We start from the raw sequence: 21,004 nt of genomic DNA, 5'->3' as shown, positions 1-21,004 counted from the left end.
GATACCAAAGGCCCATGGCTGTAGTCGTCGCGCTCGGCGCGTTCCTCATGACGCTCTTCGGAGGCTGGGTCGCGGGACGCGTCACCGACCGGCGCCACCTCGTCCTCGGCCTCGCCGGCGGACTCATGCTCGGCGTCGTCGGACTCGACCTGCTCCCCGAGGCCATGGAGGCGGCGGGCGACGAGGTCTTCGGAGTCCCGGAGGCCCTGCTGCTCTTCGTCGGTGGCTTCCTGCTCGCCCATGTCGTGGAGCGACTCCTCGCCGTACGCCAGGCCGCACACGGCGTCGCGGCCGACGAGAGGGTCCCGCAGGTCGGCATGACGGCGGCGGCCGCGATGGTCGGTCACAGCCTCATGGACGGCATCGCGCTCGGCGCGGCCTTCCAGGTCGGCGGCGGCATGGGCGCCACCGTCGCCCTCGCGGTCATCACCCATGACTTCGCCGACGGCTTCAACACGTACACGATCACCAGCCTCTACGGGAACGCCCGCCACAAGGCCATCGGCATGCTCGTCGCCGACGCCCTCGCGCCGCTGATCGGTGCCGCCTCCACCCTGCTGTTCACCCTTCCGGTGGAACTCCTCGGCAGCTATCTGGGGTTCTTCGGCGGCGCCCTGCTCTACCTGGCCGCCGCCGAGATCCTGCCGGAGGCCCACCACGACCACCCCGCCCGCTCCACCCTGCTGTGCACGGTCGGGGGCGTCGGCTTCATCTGGCTCGTGGTGGGCGTCTCCGGCGGCTGACCTCACCTGCAGTGCTCCACGAAACGCGCGGCGGCCTCCGGGGATCCCGCCCAGTGGGTGTGGACATAGCTCGCGTGCACCCCGCCCTGCACGAAGCCCTCGACCCTCCGCTCGGGCTGCCGCAGCCCCCACGCGGCGGCCGCCCCGGCGCCCGGCTCGATGACGGTCCGGTGGAACTCGTGCCCCCGCATCCGCGCGCCGGCGGGCGCGAGCACGCTGTCGCTCACGGCGACGGCATCCCGGTATCCGAGGGTGAGCCGCTCGGACATCCGCGCGTCCGCGTCGAGCACCCCGCACATGGGGGTGCCGTCCAGCGACCGCGCGAGATACAGCAGCCCGGCGCACTCGGCGGCGATGGGCGCGCCGGAGGCGGCGAGCGCGGCGACGGCCTTCCGCAACGGCTCGTTGGCGGACAGCTGCTCGCCGTACATCTCGGGGAACCCGCCACCTATGACGAGCCCGGAGGTCCCCTCGGGGAGGGCCTCGTCGCGCAGCGGGTCGAACGTCACGACCTCGGCGCCGGCGGCCCGCAGGAGCTCGGTGTGCTCGGCGTACGAGAAGGTGAACGCCGCCCCGCCGGCGACGGCGATGAGCGGCCTGCGGACGGACTTGTCCGCCGTCTGCGGTCCGGTGGTCGGGTGGTGCCCACCCTCCCCCGGACTCCACAACCCGTGCGGTTCCCACGGCTCCGCGCTCAACGGCGGAGCCGACCGCGCCAGCGCCAGCAGCGCCTCCAGATCGCACCCGGCGCGCACCTGCTCCGCCTGCGCCGCCACGGCGGCGACCGCCGCCGCCTGCCGCTCCGCCACCGGCACGAGACCCAGATGCCGCGACGGAGTCGCCACGGCCGGCGCCCGCCGAAGGACACCCAGCACCGGCACCCCGGACTCCCCGAGCGCCTCCCGCAGCAGATGCTCGTGCCGGTCCGTCGCGACCTTGTTCAGGATCACGCCCCCGATCCGCACCTCCGGGTCCCAGGACGCGAACCCGTGCACGAGCGCCGCCACCGACCGCGACTGCGAGGACGCGTCGACGACCAGCACCACCGGCGCCTTGAGCAGCTTCGACACCTGTGCGGTGGAGGCGAGTTCGCCCTGGTCGGCGGCCCCGTCGTACAGGCCCATGACACCCTCGACGACCGCCAGGTCGCACCCGCGCGCCCCGTGCTCGAAGAGCGGCGCGATCAGCCCCGTACCGCACATGTACGCGTCGAGGTTGCGGCCCGGCCGCCCCGTGGCGAGCGCGTGGTAGCCGGGGTCGATGTAGTCCGGTCCGACCTTGTGCGGCGAGACCGCCAGACCACGGCCGGCGAACGCGGCCATCAGGCCGGTCGCGACCGTGGTCTTGCCCGCGCCCGACGAGGGCGCGGCGATGACGAGACGTGCTACCACTCGATGCCCCGCTGGCCCTTCTGACCGGCGTCCATCGGGTGCTTGACCTTGGACATGTCGGTGACGAGATCCGCGAAGTCGACGAGCTCCTGCGGCGCGTTGCGGCCGGTGATGACGACGTGCTGGTGCCCGGGACGGTCGCGCAGCACCTCGACGACCTCGGCCGTGTCGATCCAGCCCCAGTGCAGCAGGTACGCGAACTCGTCGAGGACGTAGAACTTGTACTTCTCCTCGGCGAGGTCCCGCTTGACCTGCTCCCAGCCCTCGCGAGCCTTCTCCTCGTGCGACTGCTCGCCCTCGGCGACCTCGCGCTGGATCCAGGACCAGCCCTCACCCATCTTGTTCCAGGTGACGGTGCCGCCCTTGCCGGTCTCGCCGAGCGCCTTGAGGGCGTTCTCCTCGCCGACCTTCCACTTCGCCGACTTCACGAACTGGAACACCCCGATCGGCCAGCCCTGGTTCCAGGCGCGCAGCGCCATGCCGAACGCGGCGGTCGACTTCCCCTTGCCGACGCCCGTGTGCACCATCACCAGCGCGCGGTTGCGGCGCTGACGGGTGGTGAGACCGTCGTCGGGAACGACGGTCGGCTGTCCCTGCGGCATTAAGCGGCCCTCCTGGCAGTGGTCTTCCGGTTTCCCTGTACGTCCCGGACGAGGCCGGCGATCGAGTCGGCGCGCAGGTCGTCCAGGGTGACGGCGGTGCCGCCGAGTTCACGGGCGAGCTCCCGGGCCAGCCCGAGCCGCACCGGTCCGGTCTCGCAGTCGACGACGACGGAGGCCGTGCCGTCGGCGGCGTGCAGCCGCGCCGCGCGCGCGGCGAGCGCCACCGGGTCGGCGCCGCCGCCGGTCGCCCGCCCGTCGGTGACGACGACGAGCAGCGGGCGGCGCGAGGGGTCCCGCAGCCGCTCGACGCGCAGCACGTCGTGGGCCTTGAGGAGACCGGCCGACAGCGGGGTACGGCCACCGGTCGGGAGCTTCTCCAGACGGGCGGCGGCCGCGTCGACGGACGAGGTCGGCGGCAGCGCTACCTCGGCGTCGCGGCCCCGGAAGGTGATGAGGCCGACCTTGTCCCGCCGCTGGTAGGCGTCGAGCAGCAGGGAGAGGACGGCACCCTTGACGGCGCTCATCCGCTGCCGGGCCGCCATCGAACCGGAGGCGTCCACGGCGAAGAGCACCAGGTTCCCCTCGCGCCCCTCCCGGGTCGCCTGCCGCAGGTCGTCCCGGCGGACCACGAGCCCGGGGCCGGTCCGCCCACGGGCCTTCTGGTGCGGGGCGGCGGCCTGCACGGTGGCGGCCAGGTGCAGCTTGGTCAGCGCGCCCCGGGGGCGTACGGATCCGGTGGTGCGGCCGTGTTCGGTACGGGCACGGGAGCGGCGCCCGGCCGCTCCCTCGCCGAGGCCGGGGACGCTGAGCACCTTCGTACGGAAGGGCTCGGATGCGGCGACGGCGGCGCGCTCACCGGAACCGGCGCCCTGCGGGGCGGGTTCGGGCGAGGGCGTGGGCGGCGCGGTCTCCTCGGGAGCGGGGGAGTTCTCGGCGGCGGGCCCGTCGCCCTGCGGCGGGACACCCCCACCGGGACCGCCGTCCCCGGGCCCCCCGTCGCCGGGCCCGTCGGGCTCGGGGTCCTCGTCCGGCTCCTGGTCCTGGCCCTTGAACTCCTCCAGGGTCTCGTCGAGCTTGTCCTCGTCGAGGCCGGGGGCATCGAAGGGGGAGCGCCGCCGCCGGTGGGGGAGGGCGAGGAGGGCGGCCTGCCGCACGTCCTCGGAGGTGACCTCGGTGCGGCCGGCCCAGGCGGCGAGCGCGGTCGCGGTGCGGGCCATGACGATGTCGGCGCGCATGCCGTCGACCTCGAAGGCGGCGCAGGTGGCGGCGATCTGGAGGAGCACGGCGTCGCCGAGCGTCACCTGGGGCAGCAACGCCCGTGCGGTGACGATCCGTTCGCGCAGCGCGGCCTCGTCCGCGGCCCAGCGGTGGGCGAAGGCGGCGGGGTCGTCCTCGAAGGCGAGCCGCCGCCGGACGACCTCGACGCGCTGCCGCGGGTCGCGCGACGCGGCGACCTCGACGGTCAGCCCGAACCGGTCGAGGAGCTGCGGCCTGAGCTCGCCCTCCTCGGGGTTCATGGTCCCGACGAGCAGGAAGCGGGCGGCGTGCCGTACGGAGACGCCCTCGCGCTCGACGTAGGAGGACCCCATGGCGGCGGCGTCGAGGAGGTGGTCGATGAGGTGGTCGCTGAGGAGGTTGACCTCGTCGACGTAGAGGATCCCGCGATGCGCGGAGGCGAGGAGGCCGGGTTCGAAGGCCTTGACGCCCTCGCTGAGCGCCTTCTCGATGTCGAGGGAGCCGACGAGCCGGTCCTCGGAGGCGCCGACGGGCAGCTCGACCATCCGCGCGGGCCGCTGGACGCCGGGCTCGGTCCCGTGCGGGCCGTCGGGGCAGCCGGGGTCGTGCGAGGCCGGGTCGCAGCTGAAGCGGCAGCCGGCGACGACGGGCACGGCGGGCAGCAGCTCGGCGAGCGCGCGCACGGCGGTGGACTTGGCGGTGCCCTTCTCACCCCGCACGAGCACACCGCCGACGGCCGGGCTGACGGCGTTGAGCAGCAGCGCGAGCCGCAGGTCGTCCATGCCGACGACGGCGGTGAACGGATACCGGGTGCTCATCGGGTGGTCCTCTCCTTCAGTTCGATTCGCTGATGTCCTGTGGGACGGCCGCACGTCACGGCGCGCCGGGCGGCACGAAGGGGAGCCCCGGCGGGGCTCCCTCCTCGATCAACCGCAGCAGCGCGTCCGTGTCCGCGTGCTCCTCGATGAGATCCCCCAGTCGGTCCAGCTGTTCCTCCCGCAGCGCCCCGAACGACGTGTCGGGCGCCGGTACGAACCGCCGTCCGGCCGCCGCCGCGACCTCCCGCAGGAACGCCCGCCGGAACCCGTCGCTCTCCAGGGAGCCGTGCCAGTGCGTACCCCACACGGAGCCCACCCGACACCCGTCGAGGAACGGTTCCCCGCCGCGTACGTCCGCGACGCCGTGGTGGATCTCGTACCCCTCGACCCGTTCCCCGAGCGCCGAGCCCACCGGCCGGGCGAGCGTCTTCTCGCGCGCGAACCGCACCCGTACGGGCAGCAGCCCGAGCCCGTCGACGGCCCCCGCACGGGACTCGACCTCGTCCTCGATGTGCTCGCCGAGGACCTGGAAGCCGCCGCAGACGCCGAGCACCGGACGGCCTTCGGCGGCCCGGCGCGCCAGCGCGTCGGCGAGCCCGCGCTCCCGCAGCCAGGCGAGTGCCTTGACCGTCCCGCGCGTCCCCGGCACCACGACCAGGTCCGCGTCGACGAGCTCCTCGGCCCGGTCCACGAACCGCACGACGACGCCCGGCTCGGCGGCCAGCGCGTCCACGTCCGTGAAGTTGGACATCAGCGGCACCGCGCAGACGGCGACCCGCAGCACGTCCTCGCCGACCGGCGGCGCGACGACGGACTCGCGCACCGCGCCCCGCAGCGAGACCCGGAGGCCGTCCTCCTCGTCGATGCCGAGCCCGTGGGCGTACGGCAGGACGCCGAAGGTCCGCCGTCCGGTGAGTCCGCGCAGCATGTCCAGGCCCGGTTCGAGCAGGGTCACGTCACCGCGGAACTTGTTCACGAGGAAGCCGGCGATCAGCTCCTGGTCCTCGGGCGCGAGCAGCGCCGTCGTGCCGAAGAACTGGGCGAAGACCCCGCCCCGGTCGATGTCGCCGACCACGACGACGGGCAGCCGCGCGGCCCGCGCGATGCCCATGTTCACGATGTCGGTGCGCCGCAGGTTGATCTCTGCCGGGCTGCCGGCGCCCTCGCAGATCACGGCGTCGTACGTGCTCCGCAGCTCCTCCAGGCACGCGAGGACGGGCTCGAAGAGCTCCTTCTGCCGCCCTCCGTGGTAGCCACGAGCGCTGAGCTCGCCGACCGGCTTGCCCATCAGGACGACCTGGCTGGACCGGTCGCTGCCGGGCTTGAGCAGGACGGGGTTCATCAGCGCGGTCGGTTCCACCCGCGCCGCCTGCGCCTGCATGGCCTGGGCGCGCCCGATCTCGGCCCCCTCCCGCGTGACGAAGGAGTTGAGGGACATGTTCTGCCCCTTGAACGGGGCCACCTTCAGTCCCTTGCGGACCAGCCAGCGGCAGATGCCGGCCGTCACGACGCTCTTGCCGGCGTCGGACGTGGTCCCGGCGACGAGCAGTCCCCCACCCCTCATGCGTTCCTCCGCTTCCGGGTCGACGCGGCCAGGGCGCCGATGATCAGCCGGCCGCCCACACAGGCGGCCAGAGTGAGTCCGGTGACCCGGCGCGACAGGCGTACGGCCCGGTCGATGTCGGTCACCTCGACGGCCCGTCCCTCCCCGTTGAGCACCGGACGGTGCTCGATCCGGCCGCCGTACGACAGGGTGCCCCCGAGGCGTATGCCGAGGGCGCCCGCGAAGGAGGCCTCGACGGGGCCCGCGTTGGGGCTGGGGTGCTTCGCCGCGTCGGCCCGCCAGGCCTTCAGAGCACCGCGCGGGTTGCCGCCGGCGACGGTCGCGAGGACGGCCGTCAGCCGTGCCCCGGGCCAGCCGGCCACGTCGTCGAGCCGGGCCGAGGCCCAGCCGAAGCGACGGTGGCGCGGCGACTTGTGGCCGACCATGGCGTCCAGGGTGTTGACGGCCCGGAAGCCGACGAGGCCCGGTACGCCCGCGACCGCGCCCCAGAACAGGGCGCCGACCACGGCGTCGGAGGTGTTCTCGGCGACCGATTCGACGACCGCGCGGGCCATCGCGGGTCCGTCCAGGGACTGCGGGTCGCGCCCGCAGAGATGCGGCAGCCGCTCCCGGGCGACGTCCAGGTCCCCGGCGGCGAGCGCGCCGCCGATCGCGCGGGCCTCCCGCCCCAGGGTCGTACCGCCGACGACGGCCCACACGGAGGCGGCGGTCAGGGCGACGGCGGCGGCCGGCCGGTTCCGTACGGCCCGGGCGGCGAGCGCTCCGAGGGCGACGGTGGAGCCGGCGCAGACGGCGGTGTGCAGGGCGCCCCAGCCGCGGTGGTCGTGGTGGAGGCGGTTCTCGACCGCGGCGGCCGCCCGGCCGAACGCGGCGACGGGATGTCCGCGGCGGGGATCGCCGATGAGCAGATCGACGGCGAGACCCGCGGCCGCTCCGTACGCGAAGACACCAGTGGTACTGCTGCGGCCGGGCATGGCGCATGTCCTCACTCAGGGTCCGCGCCCTGGATCGACGTGACCGGCGGCGTGAGTTCCTGACTCCCGGACCCTTCGGATCCGGTCACAGTGGCGGGACCGCGCCGGATTCGCACCGGACTTCCTCTACTGCCGCCGTAATGGCCTCGGCAGTCCACCACGGCCCGAGAACAGCCGTCAACTCACCCTTGACCTGCAGCGAGTCACTGTGCGAAGCACCACAGACACGGCGACGGGGCGGCCCGCACCCGAAGGTGCGGACCGCCCCACCGGTCACGCTCGGACCGTCAGACGACGATCAGGTAGATGCCGTACGCGACGGCCGCCGCGCACAGGGCGAAGCAGGCGTACGCGGCGGTGCGGGCCAGAGCCGCGGAGCCGCCGCGGGCGGCGGCCTCCTCCTGCTTGGTGAGGCCGACGATGCCGAGGGTGAAGAGGCCCACGAGGGCGACGGTCGCCACGAGGCTGACTCCGAAGACGGAGCCGAGAGCTGCCCAGTCGATCTTCATGTCGTTCGTTCCTTAGACCGCGGCGGCGGGGGCCGGGGGAGCGGTCGGGTCGGTGGGGGCCGGCGCGGGGATGGTCGCCTTGAGGTCCTGGTCCGCGACGGCGGCGACGGAACCGGCGGCCGGCGGCGGGGTGACGGCCGCCATGGCGGTGGTCACGACGCCCGCGGGCTCGCTGTCGAGGTCGTCGGCGGTGACGTTGTTGTGGTCGACCGGCTTGCGGCGGGAGAGCGACCAGATGACGCCGGAGCCGGCGACCAGCAGGACCGCGACGGCGGCGATGCCCCAGGGGCCCTGCTTGGTGAGGAACTCGGCGCCGGCGCCGACCACGGCCGCGGCGGGCAGGGTCAGACCCCAGGCGACGAACATCCGGGTGGCGGTCGACCAGCGGACGACACCGCCCTTGCGGCCGAGACCGGCGCCCATCACGGCACCCGAGCAGGACTGGGTGGTGGAGAGCGAGAAGCCCAGGTGCGAGGAGGCGAGGATGACCGTCGCGGCGCTGGTCTGGGCGGCGAAGCCCTGCTGCGGCTGGAGGTCGGTGAGGCCCTTGCCCATGGTGCGGATGATGCGCCAGCCACCGAGGTAGGTGCCGAGGGCGATGGCGACACCGGCGGAGACGATGACCCACAGCGGAGGGTTCGAGCCGGGGGCGACGACACCCTGGGTGACCAGGGCGAGGGTGATGATGCCCATCGTCTTCTGGGCGTCGTTGGTGCCGTGGGCGAGGGAGACGAGACCGGCGGAGGCGATCTGGCCGGCCCGGTAGCCCTTGGCCGTGGCCTTCGCCTCGGGGTTGGCCTTGATCCTGTACGTCAGCTTGGTGGCGGCCATCGCGGCGAGGCCGGCGACGAGCGGCGCGGCGACGGCCGGGATGAGGACCTTGGTGACGATGGTCGGGCCGTTCACGGCCGACCAGCCGGCCGACATGACCGCGGCGCCGATGAGGCCGCCGAAGAGGGCGTGGGAGGAGCTGGACGGGAGCCCGAGCAGCCAGGTCAGGAGATTCCAGAGGATGGCGCCGACCAGCGCGGCGAAGATCACCTCTGTACGAATGCCTTCTTCGTTGATGATCCCGCCGGAGATCGTCTTGGCGACCTCCACGGACAGGAACGCGCCGACGAGGTTCAGCACGGCGGACATGGCCACCGCCGTCTTCGGCTTGAGAGCACCGGTCGAGATGGTCGTGGCCATCGCGTTCGCGGTGTCGTGGAAACCGTTCGTGAAATCGAACACGAGAGCTGTCACGACCACAATGGCGAGCAGCAGCGTGATGTGTTCCATTTACCCAGGCAATCGTTTGACGTCAGTGGCTGGACGAACGTAAGCAACCTGGGTGAACGGAAGGTGAACTGGGTCGGGCGGTGTGGTGTCTCGAACCGGTGTCAAGAGATTCCGCTTACGGTCCCGTCCCGCGAGCTGTCCACGATGCGGTCACCCCGCAACCCCGGGTAATCCGGGCCATCGCCGGGCACATGCGACCTGCCCCGGTTCCTCCTCGGTCACCCGGTTCCGGTCCCTGGACGGAACCATCCGACCGGGGGACCCCGCGGACGAGACCCATATCACTCCCCGGAGGGCTCCCGGAGGACCCGGGAGACCCCGCGGCGCCGACCCCCGTCCGTACTCCTCCTCCGGCCTCCCGGCCGGGGCCGTACGGGTCCCACCGGTGGCAGTCCGCCCCCACCCTGCCGAGACTGGGAGCGTGCGCCCGGCTACAGCGACGGCAGCGGCCGTCACCACCCTGCTCGGTGTCGGCGCGGCCGCGTTCGCGGCCGGCCGGTACGCCAGCGACGTCGCCCTCAGGGTGCCGTCCGGACGTCCCCTGCCCGGGGATCCCAGACTCACCGTGCACGCCACGGGCCCCGAACGGATCACGCTCACCCGCAGCCTCGCCTCGCTGCGCCCCGGTACGTACGGCGTGGAGGGGCACGGACAGCACGCCGTCGTCGGCCCGGTCCTCGACCGGGTGCCGCACACCGCCGACACCGTCGTCCGGCGCCTCGAACGCGTCGAGCGCGGGGTGCTCGGCCCCGGCTCCCGCGTCCGCCTCACCCCCCAGCTGCACATCGGCACGCCGATCAGCGCCCTCGGGCTCGCCCAGGAGGACGTCGAGATCCCCGGCGAGCTCGGGCCCCTGCCGGCCTGGCTGGTGGCCGCGCCCCGCACCACCTGGGTGATCGCCCTGCACGGCCTCGGCACCACCCGCGAGCACCCGCTGAACGTCGTCCCCTTCCTCAACCGCCGCAAGGTCCCCGTCCTCGTCCCCGCCTACCGCGGCGACGAGGGAGCACCCGCCTCCCCGGACGGCCTCGCCCACCTCGGCGCCTCCGAGTGGCGCGACGTCGACGCCGCCATCCGCTACGCCGTCCACCGGGGCGCCGCGAAGGTCGTGCTGCACGGCTGGGGGACCGGGGCCTCGATGGCCCTGCGCGCCGCCGCCGAGTCCGGGGTGCGCGACCGGATCAGCGGCCTCGTCCTCGACTCGCCCGTCCTGGACTGGGAGGCCACCCTCCGCAACCTCGCGGCGGCCCACCACGTCCCCGCCCCCCTCCTCCCGCTCGCCGTCCGCGCCGCCCAGGGCAGGACCGGACAGCACGGCGACCTCCTCGAAGAGGCCTCCGCGCCGGGCGCGCTGCGTGTCCCCGTGCTCCTCTTCCACGGACCCGACGACACCATCGCCCCCTGGGAACCGTCCGTCGAACTCGCCGCCCGCCGCCCCGATCTGGTCAGCCTCCAGACCGTCCGGCACGCCCCGCACGCGGCGATGTGGAACGCCGACCCGGTCCGCTACGAGGAGGCCCTGCGCCGCTTCCTCACCCCGCTCCTCTAGGGCCCGGCAGGGGGCGCCGGGGACGGCACGGCCGATTCCGATTGGGCTTTCGGGCCGTCAGCGGGAAGACTGCCCCCGTGACGTCTCGAAAGCCCGATGAACCATTGGCGCGCAACTCCAGACTCCGACTCGTCCGCCCGCGGGCGCTGGCCACCGCCCGACGGGCCGTGACGACCCGGCGCACCCGGCCGGCGCCGCGGCCGCCCGAGGGCACTCCGCCCCGTGCGGAGCTCGCCCGCCAGGCCCGCCACGTCCTCGCCGACGCCGTACGGATCGCCCGCTGGGCGGCCGTCGAGCGCGGCGCCGCAGCGGCACCCCGCAGCGGCCCCGGAGCGGTCCCCGCCCAGGAACGGGCGGCCGCCGCACTGAACCTGACGCCCGGCCAGATCAGGGCCGGCTGGGACCGCGCCCGCCTCGCCGGCCTCGTCGAGCTCCACGGCGACACCGCCCGCCCCGGCTGGCGGCTGCACGCCTGGGACCGTGACGACTCCGCCGTCCTGCGCGGCTGGGTCGCCCTCTTCGACGCCTGGTCGCTGGTGCACCCGGCCCCCGAGGGCGTCGAGCCGAGCGCCGTCGCCGAGGTCGTCGAGGCCCTCCCGCAGGTCCTGTCGCTGCTTCAGCTCTCCCAGGGCCCGGTCCTCGTCCCCGCCCTGCTCGACCTGCTCGGCCAGCGCGTCGAGGAGCTGCGCGAGGAGCGCTGCGAGGTCCCGGGGGCCGAACAGGCCACCGAGACCGCGGAGGCCGCCGGGACCACCGACGCACCCGCCGTGAACGGCACCGACGGGCTCCCGGCCCTGCTCGACTGGGCGCTCGAAGGTCTGGCGGCCGTCGGAGCGCTCACCCTGGACCTCGGTGCGGAGGGGCGTCACGCCACGCTGACCCCGCTCGGCAACTGGGCGGTCTGGGTCAAGCTGGAGCAGATCTGCGTCGCCGCGCAGAGCCCCGCGGGGAACATCGAGCAGTCCGCCGAGGACATGCTCCGCGGCTGCGCCCGGCTCACCCCCGGCCCCGCCCGCGCCGAGTACCGCGCCTGGCTCGCGGCCCGCACCCTCTCCAGCGCGGTGACCGAACTCCTCACCGTCGCCCGCGGCGAGGACGCGCTGCTGCGCGGGCTCGCCTTCGAGGCGCTCCGGGTCGTCGGCGCCCCCGCCGAGGCCGAGGTGCGGGCCACCGTCGCCGAACCCTCCCTGCGGCCGTACGCGCTGCTCTGGCTCGCCGAGTACGAGGGCGCCGACCCCGACGACGCCCAGGAGGTCCTCACCCGCGAGGAGTCCACCTGGCTCTGGGTGGACACGGCCGCGGCCGTCGCCGACCACGGGGAGAGCGAGCTGCTCGTCCGGCACCTCGACTCCGCCGTGCAGGGCACCGTCCCGGCGCTCCTCGACGAGATCAGGGCCGTCGGCCACCCCCGTACCGTCCAGGTCCTGGTCGCCCTCGCCGCCGCCCACCCGGACCCGGCCCTGGCCAAAGCCGTCCGCCGGGCCGCCTTCCAGGTCCACACCGGGGGAGCGTGACGGGATCCCCGCCCGGGGATCCCGACGGACGGAACCTCCCGACGTCCCCGGCGCCCGGCTACTCCGCGGCGCCGGGGGTGTACGTCCCGAAGCTCCAGATGTTGCCCTCGGCGTCCCGCGCCATGTAGTCCCGCGAGCCGTACTCCTGGTCCTTGGGCGGCATCACGATCTCGACGCCGTGGGCCACCGCCCGCGCGTGGTGCTCGTCGACGTCGTCCACGTGCACGAACACACCGACCGGGCCGGCGTCGGCCATCAGCTTGTCGAACTCGCTGCCGGTGCCCTTGCTGCCCAGCATCACCGTGCCGTTCCCGTACGACAGCTCGGCGTGCGCCACGCGTCCGTCCTCCGCCTCGTACACGGCGTCCGCGCGGAAGCCGAAGCCCTCCGTGAGCAGGTTGATCGCCGCCTTCGCGTCCTCGTACGTCAGCGTCGGACAGATGTGGGGAGCCTCAGCCATCCCGATCACTTCCTCTCGATTCAGTCGAATGTGACCCAGGTCTCAGTCTGGCAGTCCCCACCGGCAATCAACGGAAGGTGTTGCACCGGGCCATGTCGCCCGTCCGGTAGCCCTCGTAGAACCACTGCTGGCGCTGGGCCGCGGAGCCGTGGGTCCAGTTCTCCGGCGTCACCCGGCCCTGGAACCGCTCCTGGATCCGGTCGTCGCCCACCGTGGCCGCCGCGTCGAGGCCGTCCCTGATGTCCTCGTCCGTCAGCCTCGTGAGCAGCGGCCGGCCCGTGCGGTCGTCGGGCGTGGTCGTGGCGTGCCGGGCCCACACGCCCGCGTAGCAGTCGGCCTGGAGCTCGACCCGCACGGCGTTGGAGTTCGCGCCGGTCCGCCCGTCCTGGGCCCGGCTCAGGGTCCCCATCAGGTTCTGGATGTGGTGGCCGTACTCGTGCGCCACCACGTACGCCTGGGCGAACGGCCCGCCGCTCGACCCGAACTTGGTGCGCAGCTCGTCGAAGAAGCCCAGGTCCAGATAGACCTGCCGGTCACCGGGGCAGTAGAAGGGCCCCACCGCCGAGGTCGCGGAACCGCAGGCGGTCGGGACCCGCTGGCTGAACATCACGGTGGCGGCGCTCCCGTACGTACCGCCGCGGCGCGTGTACTCGCTCCGCCAGAAGTCCTGGACGCTGTTGACGACGGCGACGATCCGGCAGTCCTCGCGGGTGTTGGCGTCCGCACCCTTCTTGCAGGCCTGATCCACCTGGGCGGCCCCGGAGGAGCTGGCCACCGGCTCGTCGCCGCCCGAGGAGAGTCCGAGCTGGTCCGGCCCCACCCCGAGGAACAGGCCCAGGATCAGGGCGATGAATCCGATGATGCCGCCGCCGACGGTCGCCTTCCCGCCCGGGATCCGACTGCCCCGGACGTCCTTGACCTCCGAGGTGTCCAGATCGGCGTCGTCGTCGAACTGCACGGTCCACCACCCTCCGCGTCACTGCCGCGGCAGAGGCCGCCGCCCTGCGCCGAGTATCGATCGATCTCTCACCACTCGCCCCTTTTGTTCCAGCAATGGCGGTTATGTGAGAAAGCTCCGATCGTGCCCCCGGACCCCCTCATGGCCGAAAAGCAGTTGCAGGGGCCCGTTAGACTGGCCGTATGGCCATTCTCCCCGTGCATTAGCGGCGTCGAAGCCCTTCACCAGCCGTCCTTCCGCCGTTTCCCATCGCCCTGGAGTCTGTCCGTGATCACCGCTTCCGGCATCGAGCTGCGCGCCGGCGCCCGAGTCCTCATCGAGTCCGCTTCCTTCCGTGTCGCCAAGGGCGACCGCATCGGCCTCGTCGGTCGCAACGGAGCGGGCAAGACCACCCTCACCAAGTGCCTCGCGGGTGAGGGCGTCCCCGCCGCCGGGCAGATCGCCCGCTCCGGCGAGGTCGGCTACCTCCCGCAGGACCCGCGCACCGGCGACCTCGACGTGCTGGCCCGCGACCGCATCCTCTCCGCCCGCGGCCTCGACGTCCTCCTCAAGAAGATGCGGATGAACGAGGAGCGCATCGCCACCGGCTCCGGCGCCACCCGCGACAAGGCGATGCGGCAGTACGAGCGCCAGGAGACCGAGTTCCTGACCAAGGGCGGATACGCGGCCGAGGCCGAGGCCTCCACCATCGCCGCCGCCCTGGGCCTGCCCGACCGGGTCCTCGGCCAGCCGCTGCACACCCTCTCCGGTGGTCAGCGCCGCCGTGTCGAGCTCGCCCGGATCCTCTTCTCGGACGCCGACACGCTCCTCCTCGACGAGCCGACCAACCACCTCGACGCCGACTCCATCGTCTGGCTGCGCGACTACCTGAAGAGCTACCGCGGCGGCTTCATCGTGATCTCCCACGACGTCGACCTCGTCGAGACCGTGGTCAACAAGGTCTTCTACCTGGACGCCAACCGCTCCACGATCGACGTCTACAACATGGGCTGGAAGCTCTACCAGCAGCAGCGCGAGGCCGACGAGAAGCGCCGCAAGCGCGAGCGCCAGAACGCCGAGAAGAAGGCCGCCGCCCTCAACTCGCAGGCCGACAAGATGCGCGCCAAGGCCACCAAGACCGTGGCCGCGCAGAACATGGCCAAGCGCGCCGAGCGACTGCTCTCCGGCCTGGAGGCGGTGCGCGCCTCCGACAAGGTCGCCAAGCTCCGCTTCCCCGACCCCGCGCCCTGCGGCAAGACCCCGCTGACGGCCGAGGGACTCTCCAAGTCCTACGGCTCGCTCGAGATCTTCACCGATGTGGACCTCGCGATCGACAAGGGCTCGCGCGTCGTCATCCTCGGCCTCAACGGCGCGGGCAAGACCACGCTGCTCCGGCTGCTCGCCGGCGCCGAGAAGCCCGACACCGGAGAGGTGACCCCGGGCCACGGTCTCAAGCTCGGCTACTACGCCCAGGAGCACGAGACGCTCGACCCCGAGCGCAGCGTCCTGGAGAACATGCGCTCGGCCGCGCCGGACCTCGACCTCGTCCAGGTCCGCAAGACGCTCGGCTCCTTCCTCTTCTCCGGCGACGACGTCGACAAGCCGGCCGGGGTGCTCTCCGGCGGTGAGAAGACCCGTCTGGCCCTGGCCACCCTGGTCGTCTCCTCGGCGAACGTGCTGCTCCTCGACGAGCCCACCAACAACCTGGACCCGGCCAGCCGCGAGGAGATCCTCGGGGCCCTGCGGACCTACAAGGGCGCCGTCGTCCTCGTCACCCACGACGAGGGCGCGGTCGACGCGCTGGAGCCGGAGCGGATCATTCTGCTCCCGGACGGCGTCGAGGACCTGTGGGGCCCGGACTACGCGGACCTGGTCGCGCTCGCCTGACCCGGAGAGGGCCGGGTGATCATGCCCGGCTGGATCATTCGGCCCACGGGTGATCCTTCATCTGAGTGAGGGCGTCTCGTACACCACGGCGCGGTGCTCTGCCGAATCCTTCCGGCAGACCCGCGCCGTACGTGTGTTCCCCCTATATCGCTGACCTGCTGATTCCCGTGCCGGGCGCCGTGGAGCCCGGTTTCCGGCCCAGCGGAATCTGAGCCTCCGGTCGTGACGAACTGGCGCTCGTCCACAAACCCGGCGGCATGGACCTTGTCGAATGGGTGGCCAGGACGCACGGGAGGGGTGATCATGAGAAGTCCAGAGCGCACTTCCCATGAGGAGGCACGGGTGGCCGAGACTCTGAAGAAGGGCAGCCGGGTGACCGGCGCCGCGCGCGACAAGCTCGCGGCAGACCTGAAGAAGAAGTACGACTCCGGTGCGAGTATCCGGGCGCTGGCCGAGGAAACGGGCCGCTCCTACGGATTCGTCCACCGGATGCTCAGTGAGTCCGGAGTCACGCTGCGTGGACGCGGCGGAGCGACCCGGGGCAAGAAAGCCGCCTCGGCCTGACATAGGACGCCTCGACCGGGCCACCGGATCCCCGGTGGCCACCCGGTCGGTCATCGCGCCGGCCAGGTGGTTACTGTGCAGTCACTTAGCATTTCGTATGCAGTGTGCTGCACCGTAACCGGAGGCGCCCCATGACTACGCTCGACGACTCTGAGCTCGTATTCGACAAGGACGGTGTACGGCTCACCGTCGAGGACGCCGTTGCCACGGTGACCCTGACCAATCCGGCGAAGCGCAACGCTCAGTCTCCCGCTCTGTGGCGGGCGTTGACAGAAGCCGGCCGGTCGTTGCCCGGCAGCGTGCGGGTCGTCGTTCTGCGCGGTGAGGGACAGTCCTTCTCCGCCGGACTCGACCGGCAGGCGTTCACGCCCGAGGGCTTCGACGGAGAGCCGTCCTTCCTCGATCTCGCGCGCGGTTCCGACGCGGACCTCGACGCGGTCATCGCCGAGTACCAGGAAGCGTTCACCTGGTGGCGCCGCAGCGACCTCGTGTCGATCGCGGCCGTCCAGGGACACGCCATCGGCGCGGGCTTCCAGCTCGCCCTCGCCTGCGACCTGCGGGTCGTCGCCGAGGACGTGCAGTTCGCCATGCGCGAGACCAGCCTGGGTCTCGTCCCGGACCTGACCGGGACGCACCCGCTCGTCTCGCTCGTCGGCTACGCCCGCGCGCTGGAGATCTGCGCCACCGGCCGCTTCGTCCACGCGGAGGAGGCCGAGCGCATCGGTCTCGCCAACCTGTCCGTGCCCGCCGACGAACTCGACGCGGCGGTACGGGACCTCGGCGCCGCCCTGCTCGCGGCGCCGCGCGACGCGGTCACCGAGACCAAGGCGCTCCTCCAGGGCGTCTCCGGCCGCTCGTACGAGGAGCAGCGCGTCGCAGAACGCGCCGCCCAGGCCCGCCGCCTGCGCGACCTCGCGGGCCTCGGCGACTGACGCCTGCCCGCACGCGCCTGTCCTAGCGCAGGTCCGACACCACGACCGTGACCGCGGCGCCCTCCGGGGCGGCCGCGGTCACCGCCGTGCGCACCGCGCGGGCCACGTCCAGAGGGCGGGCCCCGGCCGTCACGGCCAGTTCCACCCGCACTCCGTCGGGCCCCCGGCGCACCGGCGGACCCAGCGTGTCCGTCACCGCCGCGACCCCCGTCACCCCCAGGGCGGCGAGCGCCACGGGGTCGTCCGTCGCCGGAGAGGTGGGGCCGGGCGGGGGAGCGGTGCCGGCATCCGGCTCCGGCGGCGCCGCGTCGAGCAGCTCCGTCACCCGCAGGTCCACCGCGTCGACCACCAGACCGAGCCCGTCCTCGGCCGCGGCGAGCAGCGCCGCCCGCAGCGCCTCCGTCAGCTCCGGCAGCGCCCGCCCCGCGACCGCTCCGAACGAGGCCGTGACCAGCACGGCCCCCGAATCCGGCGCGTCGGGTGCGTCCGCCGGGCCGATCCGCAGGGTGCCCGGCACCACACCCCGTACTCCCGAGGCGCCCCGGGCGAGCACGTCACGTACCGCCCGCTCGGTGATCCACGCCTTCTCCGCCGCCGCTCCGAGCGGCAGCAGCCTGCCCGGCGCGAGGTGGTCCCGCACCCCCGCCGTCCAACTTTCAGCAGTCGTCATTGCCCCAGCCTGCCGTATCCCCGGGGCGAGACCGGGGAACCGCCCTTAGTGTGGGCAAAGAACCCCGAAATATCCCAGAAGGGGCGAAATCTGATGACGGACACCACTCACTCCGGCGACCCTGCGACCGACGGGCCGCGCGAACCGCGCCGCACCTCGGTCACCAAGCGGGGCGGCGGAGCCCCGGCCTCCCGGGGCCGGACCACGATCGCCGACGGCGTCGTCGAGAAGATCGCCGGTCTCGCCGCCCGTGATGTCGTGGGCGTGCACGCGATGGGCAGCGGCCTCTCCCGCACCTTCGGTGCCGTGCGCGACCGGGTACCCGGCGGGGGCGGCGCCAAGTCGAACGCCACCCGCGGGGTGAAGGCCGAGGTCGGCGAGGTGCAGACCGCGCTCGACCTGGAGATCGTCGTCGACTACGGCGTCTCCATCGCGGATGTCGCCGGCGACGTCCGGGAGAACGTCATCGCGGCCGTGGAGCGGATGACCGGCCTTGAGGTCGTCGAGGTCAACATCGCGGTCAGCGACGTGAAACTCCCGGACGAAGAGGACGAAGAGCCGGAGTCACGGCTCCAGTAGTCGCTGACGACGGCACACAGGTGGCTCAGGAGGACTCGGAAAGGGGTCAGGAATGAGCATGGCGGTGGTCGGCCTGGTGGCCGGCATGGCTCTCGGCTTCGCCGGATACTTCGGCGGTTTCGGAGCGTTTGTACTGGTCGCGGCCTTGGGGGCGATCGGCTTCGTGGCCGGCCGCTTCCTCGACGGCGACCTCGAACCCGGCGATCTGTTCCGGGGCCGCGACCGCGGCGACCGGCGGCGGTGACCCGGGGTGGCTACCGACCTGGTCTCCCCGGACCCGGTACGTGACCGGGGCGCCACCTCGATCGCCGACCGGGTGGTGGCGAAGATCGCCGCCCGGGCGGCCGGCGAGGCCGCGGGTCCCGCCCCGAAGGGCGGATCGAAGCCGCACGCCTCGGTCGTCGTCCATCGCGACGTCGCCCGGGTGGCGGTGAGCCTCGACCTCGACTACCCCACCGACGTCGGGGCCCGGTGCGGGGCCGTCCGGGGGCGGGTACGCGCACGCGTGGAGGAGCTCGTGGGCATGGAGGTCCACGAGGTCACCGTCCAGGTGGAACGCCTCCACTCCCCGCTCACCCGCCAGGCCGGTCCGAGGGGCCGCCTGTCATGACGCCCCCCGAACCGCACCCCGCCCACGAGCCGGCCCGGGACCCCGGCGACGAGCCGACCAGGGCGCGCGACAGCGACCCCGGCTCGCCCACGGGGTCCCGCCCCGGCACGCCTCCCGGGTCCCCCGCCGGCGGCGTCCCCGTCCTCACCGGTGCCGGTGCCGGTGCGGGTGCCGATGTCGACCCCGACCGCGACCCCGCCCCCGCGCCCCGCGTCCGCCGCTTCTGGGCGGTCCGGCGCATCCCCGCCGCAGTGCTCGCGGCGCTGGTCCTCGGCGGGGCCGGGCTCCTGCTCTACGACGTGGCGGCCGTACGGGCCGACCGCACCGCCATGGCCTGGAGGCGCGAGCTCGCCGACGGCCTCGCGACCCGGCCGCTCGACGACACCTGGGTCGTCGTCGGCGCGGCCGTCGCGGTCGTCCTCGGCCTCTGGCTCCTCGTCCTCGCCACGACCCCCGGCCTGCGTGCCGTCCTCCCGATGCGCCGCGAACACGCCGACGTACGGGCCGGACTCGACCGGGAGGCCGCGGCCCTTGCCCTGCGGGACCGCGCCATGGAGGTCTCCGGCGTGCAGTCCGTCCGGGTCCGGGTGGGCCGTGCCAAGGTGGCGGTCAGGGCCGTCTCGCACTTTCGGGCGCTCGACGAGGTCCGCGCCGACGTGGAGACGGCCACCGCCGCCGGCATCGACGAACTGGCCCTCGCCCGCCCGCCCGCGCTGACCGTACGGGTGGCCCGGCCGCCCAGGAAGGCGTGAGCCATGAGTCATGAGGAGGTGCTCCGGTGACGGTCGTCCTCCGGCGCGTCAACCGCGTCCTGCTCGGCCTCGCCGGGCTGCTGCTCGTCCTCGGCGGCGGGGGAGTCCTCGCCGCCTCCCTCGACCTGTCCGTACCGTCCTGGTGGCCCTGGTCCGGCCCCTCGGACGTGCTGCTGTCCGCCGCCGACCGGCAGCGCTGGCGCGACGAGGGCTGGTGGTGGCCGGTGGTCATCGCGGTCCTCGGGCTCGTCGTCCTGCTCGCCCTGTGGTGGCTGCTCGTCCAGTTCCGGCGGGCCCGGCTCGCCGAGGTCGTCGTCGACAGCGGCGACGGCGAGGTGGCCGTCCTGCGCGGCCGGGCCCTGGAGGGCGTCCTGGAGGCGGACGCCACGGCCCAGGAAGGCGTGGCCAAGGCCCGTGTCTCCCTCACGGGCCGCCGGGCCACCCCCAGGACCCGCGTCGCGCTCCTCCTGGAGCCGTACGCCTCCCCGGGGGCCGCCCTGACCACGCTCAGCACCCAGGCCCTGGCCCACGCGCGGACGTCCACGGGCCTGCCCGCCCTGCCCACCGAGGCCCGCCTGCGGGCCGTGAAGCACCGGGCCCGCAGGGTCACCTGAGGACCCTGAGGACCCTGAGAACCCTGAGGACCCTGAGGACCCGCAGGGGTCCTCAGGGTCAGAACTCGGCGCGCGCCCCGCCGTCCACCGGGAGCATCAGCCCCGTGAGGTACGAGGCGGCCGGCGACAGCAGGAACGCCGCCGTCCGCCCGAACTCCTCCGGGGTGCCGTAGCGACGCAGCGGGATGGTGGACTCGTTGGCCGCGCGGGACGCGTCCGCGTCGCCGGAGAGGGAGTCCAGGAACCGCACCCGGTCCGTGTCGATCCGGCTGGGCAGCAGTCCGATCACGCGCACCCCGCGCGGGCCGAGGTCGTTGGCGAGGGACTTCGCGAAACCCGCGAGGCCCGGGCGCAGACCGTTCGAGATGGTCAGGCCGGGGATCGGCTCGTGGACCGAGCCGGACAGGACGAAGCCGATGACGCCGCCCTCGCCGAGCGTCTCGGCGGCCGCGCGGGCCAGCCGTACGGCCCCGAGGAAGACGGTGCCGAAGGCGGCGGCCCACTCCTCGTCGGTGTTGTCGGCCGCGAAGCCGGGCGCCGGCCCGCCGACGCTGATGAGGATGCCGTCGAAGCCGCCGAAGCGCGCCCGCGCCTCGGCGATGAGCCGTGCCGGAGTCTCCGGGTCGGTGTTGTCGGCGGCGATGCCCGCCGCGCCCGGCCCCAGCTCGGCCACGGCCTCGGCGACGGTCTTCTCCTCGCGGCCGGTGACGAGCACCTTGGCCCCCTCGGCGAGCAGCGCCTCGGCGGAGGCCCGCCCGAGCCCCCGCGTCGCCCCGGTCACCACGTACACGCGGTCCTTCATCCCAAGATCCATGGGC

General features: G+C 73.5%; 22 protein-coding genes and 1 riboswitch. Of the genes, 11 read left to right on the top strand and 11 right to left on the bottom strand.

Annotation, left to right across the window (positions count from 1 at the left end; translation table 11 throughout):
• Positions 1-14: 14 nt before the first annotated feature.
• Positions 15-743, top strand: coding sequence for a ZIP family metal transporter (locus ACIP8Z_RS32535; protein WP_402089839.1), 729 nt, complete (start codon positions 15-17; stop codon positions 741-743).
• 2 nt (positions 744-745) lie between these two features.
• Here the strand turns inward: ACIP8Z_RS32535 and ACIP8Z_RS32530 are convergent, their stop codons facing one another.
• The 7 genes from ACIP8Z_RS32530 to ACIP8Z_RS32500 form a co-directional block, all read right to left on the bottom strand.
• Complete coding sequence (locus ACIP8Z_RS32530) at positions 746-2,134, bottom strand: cobyrinate a,c-diamide synthase (RefSeq protein WP_402089837.1); 1,389 nt, start codon at positions 2,132-2,134, stop codon at positions 746-748.
• A complete protein-coding gene (gene cobO, locus ACIP8Z_RS32525; protein ID WP_189830416.1) occupies positions 2,128-2,736 on the bottom strand; it encodes a cob(I)yrinic acid a,c-diamide adenosyltransferase in 609 nt (202 codons plus the stop codon). Before cobO ends, ACIP8Z_RS32530 begins: the two co-directional genes overlap by 7 nt.
• Positions 2,736-4,790, bottom strand: a complete 2,055-nt coding sequence (locus tag ACIP8Z_RS32520; protein ID WP_402089835.1) for a putative cobaltochelatase — start codon at positions 4,788-4,790, stop codon at positions 2,736-2,738. Before ACIP8Z_RS32520 ends, cobO begins: the two co-directional genes overlap by 1 nt.
• A gap of 55 nt (positions 4,791-4,845) precedes the next feature.
• Complete coding sequence (locus ACIP8Z_RS32515; protein WP_402089833.1) at positions 4,846-6,354, bottom strand: cobyric acid synthase; 1,509 nt, start codon at positions 6,352-6,354, stop codon at positions 4,846-4,848.
• A complete protein-coding gene (locus tag ACIP8Z_RS32510; RefSeq protein WP_402089831.1) occupies positions 6,351-7,328 on the bottom strand; it encodes a cobalamin biosynthesis protein in 978 nt (325 codons plus the stop codon). Before ACIP8Z_RS32510 ends, ACIP8Z_RS32515 begins: the two co-directional genes overlap by 4 nt.
• Positions 7,329-7,360: 32 nt before the next feature.
• Positions 7,361-7,503: riboswitch (cobalamin riboswitch) on the bottom strand.
• A gap of 112 nt (positions 7,504-7,615) precedes the next feature.
• Complete coding sequence (locus ACIP8Z_RS32505; protein ID WP_073917272.1) at positions 7,616-7,837, bottom strand: hypothetical protein; 222 nt, start codon at positions 7,835-7,837, stop codon at positions 7,616-7,618.
• A 12-nt stretch (positions 7,838-7,849) separates the two neighbouring features.
• Positions 7,850-9,118, bottom strand: coding sequence for an anion permease (locus tag ACIP8Z_RS32500; protein WP_402089830.1), 1,269 nt, complete (start codon positions 9,116-9,118; stop codon positions 7,850-7,852).
• 421 nt (positions 9,119-9,539) lie between these two features.
• On the opposite strand from ACIP8Z_RS32500, the gene ACIP8Z_RS32495 reads away from it, so the two are divergent.
• Both ACIP8Z_RS32495 and ACIP8Z_RS32490 read left to right on the top strand, forming a co-directional pair.
• Entirely contained in the window at positions 9,540-10,667 is a 1,128-nt protein-coding gene (locus ACIP8Z_RS32495) for an alpha/beta hydrolase (protein ID WP_402089828.1), read from the top strand.
• Positions 10,668-10,744: 77 nt separating this feature from the next.
• On the top strand, positions 10,745-12,181 hold the full coding sequence (locus tag ACIP8Z_RS32490) for a hypothetical protein (RefSeq protein WP_402089826.1): 1,437 nt from the start codon (positions 10,745-10,747) through the stop codon (positions 12,179-12,181).
• Positions 12,182-12,239: 58 nt separating this feature from the next.
• Here the strand turns inward: ACIP8Z_RS32490 and ACIP8Z_RS32485 are convergent, their stop codons facing one another.
• Complete coding sequence (locus ACIP8Z_RS32485) at positions 12,240-12,641, bottom strand: VOC family protein (protein WP_402089824.1); 402 nt, start codon at positions 12,639-12,641, stop codon at positions 12,240-12,242.
• 67 nt (positions 12,642-12,708) lie between these two features.
• Entirely contained in the window at positions 12,709-13,599 is an 891-nt protein-coding gene (locus ACIP8Z_RS32480) for a neutral zinc metallopeptidase (RefSeq protein ID WP_402089822.1), read from the bottom strand.
• Positions 13,600-13,866: 267 nt separating this feature from the next.
• Here ACIP8Z_RS32480 and ACIP8Z_RS32475 point away from each other — a divergent pair, with 267 nt between their 5' ends.
• The 3 genes from ACIP8Z_RS32475 (at position 13,867) to ACIP8Z_RS32465 (ending at position 16,961) form a co-directional block, all read left to right on the top strand.
• Entirely contained in the window at positions 13,867-15,465 is a 1,599-nt protein-coding gene (locus tag ACIP8Z_RS32475; RefSeq protein WP_030322666.1) for an ABC-F family ATP-binding cassette domain-containing protein, read from the top strand.
• A 342-nt stretch (positions 15,466-15,807) separates the two neighbouring features.
• A complete protein-coding gene (locus ACIP8Z_RS32470) occupies positions 15,808-16,029 on the top strand; it encodes a helix-turn-helix domain-containing protein (protein WP_006123601.1) in 222 nt (73 codons plus the stop codon).
• Between the two features lie 131 nt (positions 16,030-16,160).
• Positions 16,161-16,961 (top strand): enoyl-CoA hydratase/isomerase family protein, encoded by an 801-nt coding sequence (locus tag ACIP8Z_RS32465; RefSeq protein WP_030322673.1) that lies wholly within the window; start codon positions 16,161-16,163, stop codon positions 16,959-16,961.
• A 22-nt stretch (positions 16,962-16,983) separates the two neighbouring features.
• Here ACIP8Z_RS32465 and ACIP8Z_RS32460 read toward each other — a convergent pair whose 3' ends face one another.
• Positions 16,984-17,631 carry a hypothetical protein gene (locus ACIP8Z_RS32460; RefSeq protein WP_402089819.1) on the bottom strand — a complete coding sequence of 216 codons (648 nt, stop codon included), beginning with the start codon at positions 17,629-17,631 and terminating at the stop codon, positions 16,984-16,986.
• A gap of 93 nt (positions 17,632-17,724) precedes the next feature.
• On the opposite strand from ACIP8Z_RS32460, the gene ACIP8Z_RS32455 reads away from it, so the two are divergent.
• Genes ACIP8Z_RS32455 through amaP form a run of 5 tightly spaced genes read left to right on the top strand, consistent with a single transcriptional unit; the run spans position 17,725 to position 20,186 of the window.
• Positions 17,725-18,210, top strand: coding sequence for an Asp23/Gls24 family envelope stress response protein (locus tag ACIP8Z_RS32455; RefSeq protein WP_402089817.1), 486 nt, complete (start codon positions 17,725-17,727; stop codon positions 18,208-18,210).
• Positions 18,211-18,262: 52 nt separating this feature from the next.
• Positions 18,263-18,454: a hypothetical protein gene (locus ACIP8Z_RS32450; protein WP_055602871.1), complete on the top strand. Its 192-nt coding sequence runs from the start codon at positions 18,263-18,265 to the stop codon at positions 18,452-18,454.
• A gap of 6 nt (positions 18,455-18,460) precedes the next feature.
• On the top strand, positions 18,461-18,820 hold the full coding sequence (locus tag ACIP8Z_RS32445) for a hypothetical protein (protein ID WP_402089815.1): 360 nt from the start codon (positions 18,461-18,463) through the stop codon (positions 18,818-18,820).
• Positions 18,817-19,572 (top strand): DUF6286 domain-containing protein, encoded by a 756-nt coding sequence (locus ACIP8Z_RS32440; RefSeq protein ID WP_402089813.1) that lies wholly within the window; start codon positions 18,817-18,819, stop codon positions 19,570-19,572. Before ACIP8Z_RS32445 ends, ACIP8Z_RS32440 begins: the two co-directional genes overlap by 4 nt.
• A 26-nt stretch (positions 19,573-19,598) precedes the next feature.
• Positions 19,599-20,186 (top strand): alkaline shock response membrane anchor protein AmaP, encoded by a 588-nt coding sequence (amaP, locus tag ACIP8Z_RS32435; RefSeq protein WP_402089811.1) that lies wholly within the window; start codon positions 19,599-19,601, stop codon positions 20,184-20,186.
• Positions 20,187-20,244: 58 nt separating this feature from the next.
• On the opposite strand, the gene ACIP8Z_RS32430 is transcribed toward amaP, so the two are convergent.
• Positions 20,245-21,000 carry an SDR family oxidoreductase gene (locus ACIP8Z_RS32430; protein WP_402089809.1) on the bottom strand — a complete coding sequence of 252 codons (756 nt, stop codon included), beginning with the start codon at positions 20,998-21,000 and terminating at the stop codon, positions 20,245-20,247.
• Positions 21,001-21,004 lie beyond the last annotated feature (4 nt).

The organism is Streptomyces sp. NPDC088553 (assembly GCF_044752965.1).
Classification (GTDB): domain Bacteria; phylum Actinomycetota; class Actinomycetes; order Streptomycetales; family Streptomycetaceae; genus Streptomyces.
This window is presented reverse-complemented; position numbering and strand designations above follow the sequence as displayed.